The sequence below is a fragment of the Inquilinus sp. genome, from assembly GCF_057815775.1.
Window position 1 is genome coordinate 1 of the sequence record NZ_JBYRFX010000970.1, and the last position, 7,169, is coordinate 7,169.

General features: G+C 73.2%; 11 protein-coding genes. All 11 read left to right on the forward strand.

Annotation, left to right across the window (positions count from 1 at the left end; genetic code table 11):
• The coding region (gene gspG, locus AC3XYG_RS34825; RefSeq protein WP_489144477.1) for a type II secretion system major pseudopilin GspG at window positions 1-391 on the forward strand (391 nt) is incomplete at its 5' end.
• A complete protein-coding gene (locus tag AC3XYG_RS34830; protein ID WP_489144478.1) occupies window positions 366-857 on the forward strand; it encodes a GspH/FimT family pseudopilin in 492 nt (163 codons plus the stop codon). The genes gspG and AC3XYG_RS34830, both read left to right, overlap by 26 nt.
• Window positions 847-1,248 (forward strand): type II secretion system protein, encoded by a 402-nt coding sequence (locus AC3XYG_RS34835; protein WP_489144479.1) that lies wholly within the window; start codon window positions 847-849, stop codon window positions 1,246-1,248. Before AC3XYG_RS34830 ends, AC3XYG_RS34835 begins: the two co-directional genes overlap by 11 nt.
• Complete coding sequence (locus tag AC3XYG_RS34840; RefSeq protein ID WP_489144480.1) at window positions 1,245-2,156, forward strand: prepilin-type N-terminal cleavage/methylation domain-containing protein; 912 nt, start codon at window positions 1,245-1,247, stop codon at window positions 2,154-2,156. Before AC3XYG_RS34835 ends, AC3XYG_RS34840 begins: the two co-directional genes overlap by 4 nt.
• Window positions 2,140-3,177: a type II secretion system minor pseudopilin gene (locus tag AC3XYG_RS34845; protein WP_489144481.1), complete on the forward strand. Its 1,038-nt coding sequence runs from the start codon at window positions 2,140-2,142 to the stop codon at window positions 3,175-3,177. Before AC3XYG_RS34840 ends, AC3XYG_RS34845 begins: the two co-directional genes overlap by 17 nt.
• The gene (locus AC3XYG_RS34850; protein ID WP_489144482.1) at window positions 3,174-4,244 is read left to right on the forward strand and encodes a PilN domain-containing protein; all 1,071 of its coding nucleotides are present in this window, start codon (window positions 3,174-3,176) and stop codon (window positions 4,242-4,244) included. Before AC3XYG_RS34845 ends, AC3XYG_RS34850 begins: the two co-directional genes overlap by 4 nt.
• Window positions 4,241-4,810, forward strand: a complete 570-nt coding sequence (gene gspM / locus AC3XYG_RS34855; RefSeq protein WP_489144483.1) for a type II secretion system protein GspM — start codon at window positions 4,241-4,243, stop codon at window positions 4,808-4,810. Before AC3XYG_RS34850 ends, gspM begins: the two co-directional genes overlap by 4 nt.
• A 16-nt stretch (window positions 4,811-4,826) precedes the next feature.
• Window positions 4,827-5,330 (forward strand): hypothetical protein, encoded by a 504-nt coding sequence (locus tag AC3XYG_RS34860; protein ID WP_489144484.1) that lies wholly within the window; start codon window positions 4,827-4,829, stop codon window positions 5,328-5,330.
• On the forward strand, window positions 5,330-5,977 hold the full coding sequence (locus AC3XYG_RS34865; RefSeq protein WP_489144485.1) for a cell wall hydrolase: 648 nt from the start codon (window positions 5,330-5,332) through the stop codon (window positions 5,975-5,977). Before AC3XYG_RS34860 ends, AC3XYG_RS34865 begins: the two co-directional genes overlap by 1 nt.
• Window positions 5,978-6,088: 111 nt before the next feature.
• Entirely contained in the window at window positions 6,089-6,529 is a 441-nt protein-coding gene (locus AC3XYG_RS34870; RefSeq protein WP_489144486.1) for a rhodanese-like domain-containing protein, read from the forward strand.
• A gap of 78 nt (window positions 6,530-6,607) precedes the next feature.
• The coding region (gene upp / locus AC3XYG_RS34875; protein ID WP_489144487.1) for a uracil phosphoribosyltransferase at window positions 6,608-7,169 on the forward strand (562 nt) is incomplete at its 3' end.

Here is a 7,169-nt window from a genome sequence, read left to right on the forward strand (position 1 = left end):
CACCCTGATCGAGCTGCTGGTGGTGCTGGTCATCCTCGGCCTGCTGGCCGGGCTGGTGGGGCCGCGCATCCTGTCTTATCTCGGCGGCGCCCGGTCGGATTCGGCACGACTGCAGATCGAGAACTTCAAATCCGCCCTCGATCTCTACGCCATCGACATCGGCGGCTATCCGACCACGGCCCAGGGGCTGAAGGCGCTGATGGCCAATCCCGGCGGGCTGCGCGGCTGGAATGGACCCTATCTGCGCACCAACGCCCTGCCGCAGGACCCCTGGGGCAGCGCCTATGGCTACCGCGCCCCAGGCCAACATGGCGCCTACGACCTCTACTCCTTCGGCGCCGACAAGCGTGAGGGCGGCACCGGCGATGACGCCGATATCAACAGCTGGTGAAGCGCCCCATGACCGGGCCAGCCGCGGCTTCACCCTGCTGGAGCTGCTGGTGGTCCTGGTCATCCTCGGCGCGATGGCGGCCCTGGTGCCGCCGCTGCTCGCGCATGGGTCCGCCACCGCCTCGCTGAAGCGCACGGTGGCGACGCTGGCGTCGGAGCCGCGGCAGGCCCGCAGCGACGCGATCCTGCACGACGATCCCCGGGGCGTGGTGATCGACCCGGTGGGGCGGACCTTCGGCCCGGTCGAGGCGCCGCTGCGCAACCGCATCGCCGACGGCATCGCCGTCAGTATCACGGCAGCCGATATCGCCGCCGACCGTGACGGCCGGCCTGGCATCCGCTTCCTGTCCGACGGCCGGTCGACCGGAGGCACCATCCGCCTGGCCGGCCAGGGCCGCAGCTACGAGGTCGAGGTCAACTGGCTGACCGGCCGGGTCCGCGTCGCGGAGGCCGGCGATGGGGCGTAAGGGCCCCCATGATCGGGGCTTCACCCTGATCGAGGTGGTGGTCGCCCTGACCATCCTGGGCCTGATTCTGACCGTGATCTTCCGGATCTTTTCGACCGGCCTGACCGGGCTGGCGCGGGCCGACGGGCTGCAGCGCGCCGCCTTCGTGGCCGAAGGACTTGCGGCCCAGCTGGACACCGCCGACACGCCGCTGAAGGCCGGCAGCCGCCTGGCCGGCGAATCCGACGGCTATCGCTGGCAGATCGACGCCGACCGCTGGGCCGATGCGCCGCGCCAGGTCGTGGCGCTGGGCGGCCGCCCGGCCGCGCTGGCCCGGGTGCGCATCGCGGTGGAGGGCGCGTCCGGCAGCCATTTCGAAATGACCACCCTGACGCTGGTGGCGGCGCCATGACCCGCCGCCGGAATCAGCGGGGCTTCACCCTGATCGAGACGATCATCGCCATGGTCGTTCTGGCCCTGGTGATGGTGCTGCTGACCGGCGGGCTGCGCTTCGTCACCGCCGGCTGGAACCGTGGTGCGGCGGCAGCGGAGGCGTCGGAGACGATCGCCCTGGTGCAGGGCACGCTGCGGCGCGAGGCCGCCGCCGCCCGGCGCCTGACCTGGCAAAATGACGGGGAGCAAAGCCAGGGACAGGATCAAGCGCAGGACGGGGCCAAGCCTTCGGTCGCATTCCTGGGCGAGACCGACCGGGTCGGGATGGCCGTGGCCGACCCGGGCTTCCCCGGCGCGCCCGGCCTGGCCATCGCCATCTTCCATGTCGAAACGGCGCCCGGCATCTCAACCCTGCGCTATGCCCGCGCCGGCTTCGACCCGAAGCTCGGCGACTTCGACGACGCGACCACCACCGACGATTTGGTCCTGGCCCAGGGCCCGACGCACTTCGCCTTCGACTATTACGGCACGGTGCCGGGCGAGGCCAAGCCGCGCTGGGTCACGCCCTGGCCCGACCGACAGGCGCCGCCGCAGCTGATCCGGCTGCGCAGCCGCGACGCGGCCGGGCACGCGCTGTGGCCGGACATCGTGGTGCCGTTGCCGGTCGATGTGGAGGCCGGTTGCGTCCGGTCGCAGCTGGCGGACGGCGCCGCCCCGCCGACGCCGGATGCTGCCGGGCAGCAGGGTGGGGCGCCGAACCCGCCCAGTGGCGGCAACGCCGGCGGCCAACCCAACCCGGCCGCGCCACCGCCAGCCATCCCCGGAACCACCCCGGCGACCGCATCCGCCACGCCGCCCTCCGCGCCGTCCTCCGCGAATGGCGATTTCTGCAGCCTGTCGGCCCAGCACGATGCCAAGGCCGGCTGACCCCTACCCCACCCAGGGGCACGGCAGCGCCCGTGACGGCGAGCGCGGCATCGCGCTGGTCGTGGTGCTGTGGACGCTGGTGATGCTGGCGATGCTGACCATCGGCTTCAGCCTGAGCAGCCGGACCGAGGCGCGGGTCGCCGCCAACGGCGCCGAGCAGGTGCGGCTGCGCGCGCTGCTGCACAGCGGTGTCGAGCTGGCCGTGCTGGGCCTGGGCACGGCCGACGACAATCACGGCTGGGTGGCCGACGGCACCGCCTATCCCGTCGACACCGATGGTGGCCGCGTCACCATCCGCATCCGCGACGAGGCCGGCCGCATCGACCTGAACCGGGCGGATACCGACACGCTGCAACGGCTGATCACCGCGGTTCTGGGCACGCCCGAGGCGGCGCCGCGCCTGGCCGCCGCCATCCTGCGTCAGCGCGGCAGCAATGCGACCCCGGCGGGCGGGGCCTCGGTCGGCCAGACCAACCCCGGCGCGCAGGCCGTGCCGTTCCAACCGGTGCGCCCGCCGGCCGCGGCAACCGGCGGACCTGGCGGGCCCGATGGAGAAGACACCAAGACCCCCGGCCGGCCGTTCCAGTCGCCTGAAGAGCTGCGCCAGGTGCCCGGCATCACCCGCGCCATCGCCGATGCGCTGATGCCGCATGTCACCGTGCTGTCGCCCGCCGCCGCGATCAATCCGTTCGCCGCCGACCGGCTGGTGCTGCAGGCCCTGCCCGGCGTCGGCAAGTCGCAGGCCGAGGCGGTGGTGCGGGCCCGCCGGCAGCGGCCGGCGCCGACGCCGGAACGGCTGGCCGCGCTGCTGCCGCCCGACGCGGCCAACCTGCTGCGGACCACTGCCGGGCCGATCTTCGCCATCACCGTGGATGCCGCCACCAGCCGTGGCGGGCGCGGCCGGGTCGAAGCGGTGATCTGGATCGCGCCCGACCAGAAGGCGTTTTATCGTATCCTGGATTGGCGCGAGGCCGGGTTCGACCCCCGACCCGGCCGGCGCGAGGGGGAGGACCCGGCATGATCGCCGGCTTGATCAGTCGATTGGCTGCATTCCTGCGCTGGTGGAGCCGCGAGTTGGCCGCCCTGGTGCCGGACCGCTGGCTGCACCGCCCGGTGGCGCGGCGGCGCCGGCTGATCCTGCTGTGGCGGCAGGACGGCCCGCGGCTGATCGAGACCCGCGGCCGCCGGACGCTGCGCGACGTGCCGTTCAACCCGACGGCGCGGCCGCCGGCGGATGCGCGCGGCGCCGAGATCATCCTGCGCTTCCCGGCCGAAGACGGGCTGCGCCGCCGCATCACCCTGCCGCGTGCCGCCGAGTCGGCGCTGGGCCGGGTGCTGCGCTTCGAGATCGACCGCCTGACGCCCTGGCCGGCCGACACCGTGGCCTTCGGCGCCCGCCGCCTGGGCCCCGCCGGCGACGCTGCCATCGCGGTCGAGCTGTCGGCGGTGCCGCGCGACCGGATCGAGGCCGGGCTGCAGGCCGGGGCCGCTGCCGGCTGGTGCCCCGATGTGGTCGACCTGGCCGCCGAGGATCCGGCCGGGCCGCCGGGGCCCGACCTGCGCCGCGACATCGATGCCGTGCGCCGCGGCGCGCTGCGCCGCCTCGGCTGGCTGTGCGGCCTCGGCCTCGGCGTGCCGGCCGCGATCGCCGCCGTCTGGCTGATCTGGGCGGTGGCGGCGCAGTGGTCCGATGTGTCCGAGCTGCGCGACCAGGTCGCGTCGGCGCGGGGGGCCACCGCGCCGGTCAGCGCGCTGCAGTCCGAGATCCGGGCGCTGGAGGAGGCGGATTCCTATCTCGGCGCCCAGCGCCGGACCACGCCCTATGTCTCCGCCCTGATCGAGGCGGTCAGCCACACGGTGCCGGACAATGCCTGGCTGACTGAGCTGTCGCTGGACCAGGGCACGCTGCGGCTGGGCGGCTTCGCCGACGACACCGCCAGCCTGATCCCGCTGCTGTCGGCGATGCCGCAGCTCGACGCCGTGGCCTTCGCCGCGCCGAGCGTCCGCGACTCCCAGCGCAACCAGGACCGCTTCGTCGTGACCGCGACGCTGGTTCCGGCCGCGGCCGGGCCGGGGGCACGACCATGAGCTTCAATTTGAGCCCCGCCGCCGCCCGCGCCGTCGCCATCGGCCTGCTCTTGCTGGTGCTGGTCGGCCTCGGCGCCGGCTTCGCCGCCGGGGCGGTGGCGATCCGCGACGCCGAAGACACCGCCGCCGGGCTGCGGCAGGAGCTGGCCCTGCTGGCCCGGCTGTCGCTGATGCGGGACCGGCTGGAGACGCGCAAGGCCGCGCTGGTGGCCGCGGCGGGCGGTGACACGCCGGCGCTGCAGGGCGCCAACCCGGCCATCGCCGGCGCCGCGCTGCAGCAGATGGTGTCCGGCATCGTCACCGGGCAGGGCGGCCGGATCGACAGCATGCTGGTGCTGCCCTCGATCGAGGATCCCGGCTACATCAAGGTCGGCCTGCGCGCCAGCTTCAGCGCCCGGACCGAGTCGCTGCGCGACATCCTGCACGCCTTCGAGGCCGGGGCACCGCCGCTGTTCATCCCCGCCTTCGCCATCCGGGCCGCGTCGACGGAAGGCGGCGAGGATCCGGAGCTGGCGGTGTCGGTCGATCTCTATGGCGTGATGCGCCGCCCGGCGGAAGGCAGCTGACATGGCATGGCACCCGTTGACGCGGCTTCTGGTCCTGGTCGCTCCGATCGCCATCGGCGCCTCCTACCTGCTGCAGCCGGACGACCCGACCGCGGTGCCGGCCATTGTCCGCGCCGGCGATGCCCAGGCCGCGGTGCCGATGAACGAGCCGGCGGCAGGCCCGCCGCCCGCGCTAATGGCGGCGCCGGAGCTGACGACGCTGACCGAAACGGTCGAACGGCCGCTGTTCAGCGCCACGCGCCGGGGGCCGGCACCGCCGCCGGCGGTGGAGGAAGCCCCTCCGGTGGAGGCAGTGGCCGCGCCGCCGCCGGCGTTGACGGTGCAGGGCCTGATCGTGGCCGGCGACCAGTCCATCGCCATGCTGCGCCGCGACGACACCGGCGAGATCCTGACCGCGCATCCGGGCGACGACCTGTCCGGCTGGCATGTCGACAGCATCGCTGCCGGGTCGGTGACGTTGCGCGGGCCGGACGGGCCGGTCGAGTTGCCCTTGTTCCAGCCACCACCGCCGCCGCCCTGATGCGCCGTGTCCGCCACCTCGCGCCGCTATTGGCAGTGCTGGCGCTGCTGTGCTTGGTGCCGTCGCAGGGGCTGCGGGCACAGCCCCTGCCCGGCGAAGGCTGGATCATGCCGCCGGATCCCGATCCAGGCAGCCTGATCCCGAGCCGCCCGGACATGCCCGCCGCCCAGCCGGCGCCGGCGCAGCCCGCCGGCCGGGGCGGCTTCAACCCGGACCAGATCCGGCGCCTGATCGTGGCGCGGCTGCGGCTGGCCGACCCGCGGGCGCGGCCCACGGTGCTGCACCAGGCCAGCTGCCTGGCCTATGCCGTGTATTTCGAGGCCCAGGGCGAGGCGAGGCTGGGCCAGCTGGCGGTGGCCCAGGTGGTGCTGAACCGGCTGCGCAACCCGGATTATCCCAAGACCATCTGCACCGTGATCGGCGACCGCGGCCAGTTCCCCTGGACCACCGGCGACCTGACCATCCGCGACATGCCGCGGTTCCGCATCGCCTGGTCGGTGGCGCTGCATGTGATGGCCGGCATCTTCACCGACCCGACCGGCGGCGCCACCCATTTCTACGCCCCGGCCCGGGTGCGGGCCCCGGCCTGGGCGACGGATGACGCCTATCTCACCACCATCGGCGGCCACCGCTTCTTCCGGCCCTGACGGCGCTTCAGGACCAGATTGGCAAGATCTGCCCGATCCCTGTCGTTAGCGCCAATGGCGGCCGGGACGGCGGCTGGGCACAGTGGCGGCCATCCCAACCGGAGACCCGCGATGACCAGCCCCGCCCCGAAGCCCATGCATACGAAGCGCGTGCACGCGCCCAGCACCGTCGCCGCCATTCCCGCCGCCCCGTCCGCCGCGGCGCTGGCCCATTTCCGGGCGCGGCTGAGCCATGAGACCGATTGTTCCGACGTCCACGCCGCCCTGGCCTCCGGCGCCCCCGACTTCATCCTGGCCGAGGCCCGCGGCCCGAACGCCTATGCCGCCGGCCGGATCGCCGGCGCGATCAACCTGCCGCACCGCGAGATCACGGCGGAGCGGATGGCGGAATGGCCTGTGGATACGCTGTTCGTGGTCTATTGCGCCGGGCCGCACTGCAACGGCGCCGATCGCGCCGCGCTCCGGCTGGCCGAGCTGGGCCGGCCGGTGAAGGTGATGATCGGCGGCCTGACCGGCTGGCTGGACGAAGGCTTCACCCTCGAACAGGCGTAGCGCCCGAGTCCGGCGCGGCCCTTGGAACCATCGGCCCGGCCCTGTATGGTCGGGCCGAAACCGCCGCGCCGAGGCCCGATGAAGTCGCTGCCCGAATTCCCCAATCTCTTCATCCTCGACCACCCGCTGATCCAGCACAAGCTGTCGCACATGCGCGACAAGGGGCGGTCGACCAATGGGTTCCGGCGCCTGCTGCGCGAGATCTCGTTGCTGATGGGCTATGAGATCACCCGCGACCTGCCGATGACGACGGAGCAGATCGAGACGCCGCTGGAGCTGATGGACGCCCCGGTGCTGATGGGCAAGAAGGTGGCGCTGGTGTCGATCCTGCGCGCCGGCCTGGGCATGACCGAAGGGCTGATCGAGCTGATCCCGTCCGCCCGCCAGGGCCATATCGGACTGTACCGCGACCACGACACCAAGATGCCGGTCGAATACCTGGTGAAGCTGCCGGAGCCGCAGGGCCGCATCTTCATCGCCGTCGACCCGATGCTGGCCACCGGCAATTCCGCGGTCCATGCGATCGACGTGCTGAACCGCCACGGCGTGCCGGACGAGATGATCCGCTTCATGGCGCTGGTGGCGGTGCCGGAAGGCGTGCGCACGCTGCACGCCAAGCACCCCGGCGTGCGCATCTACA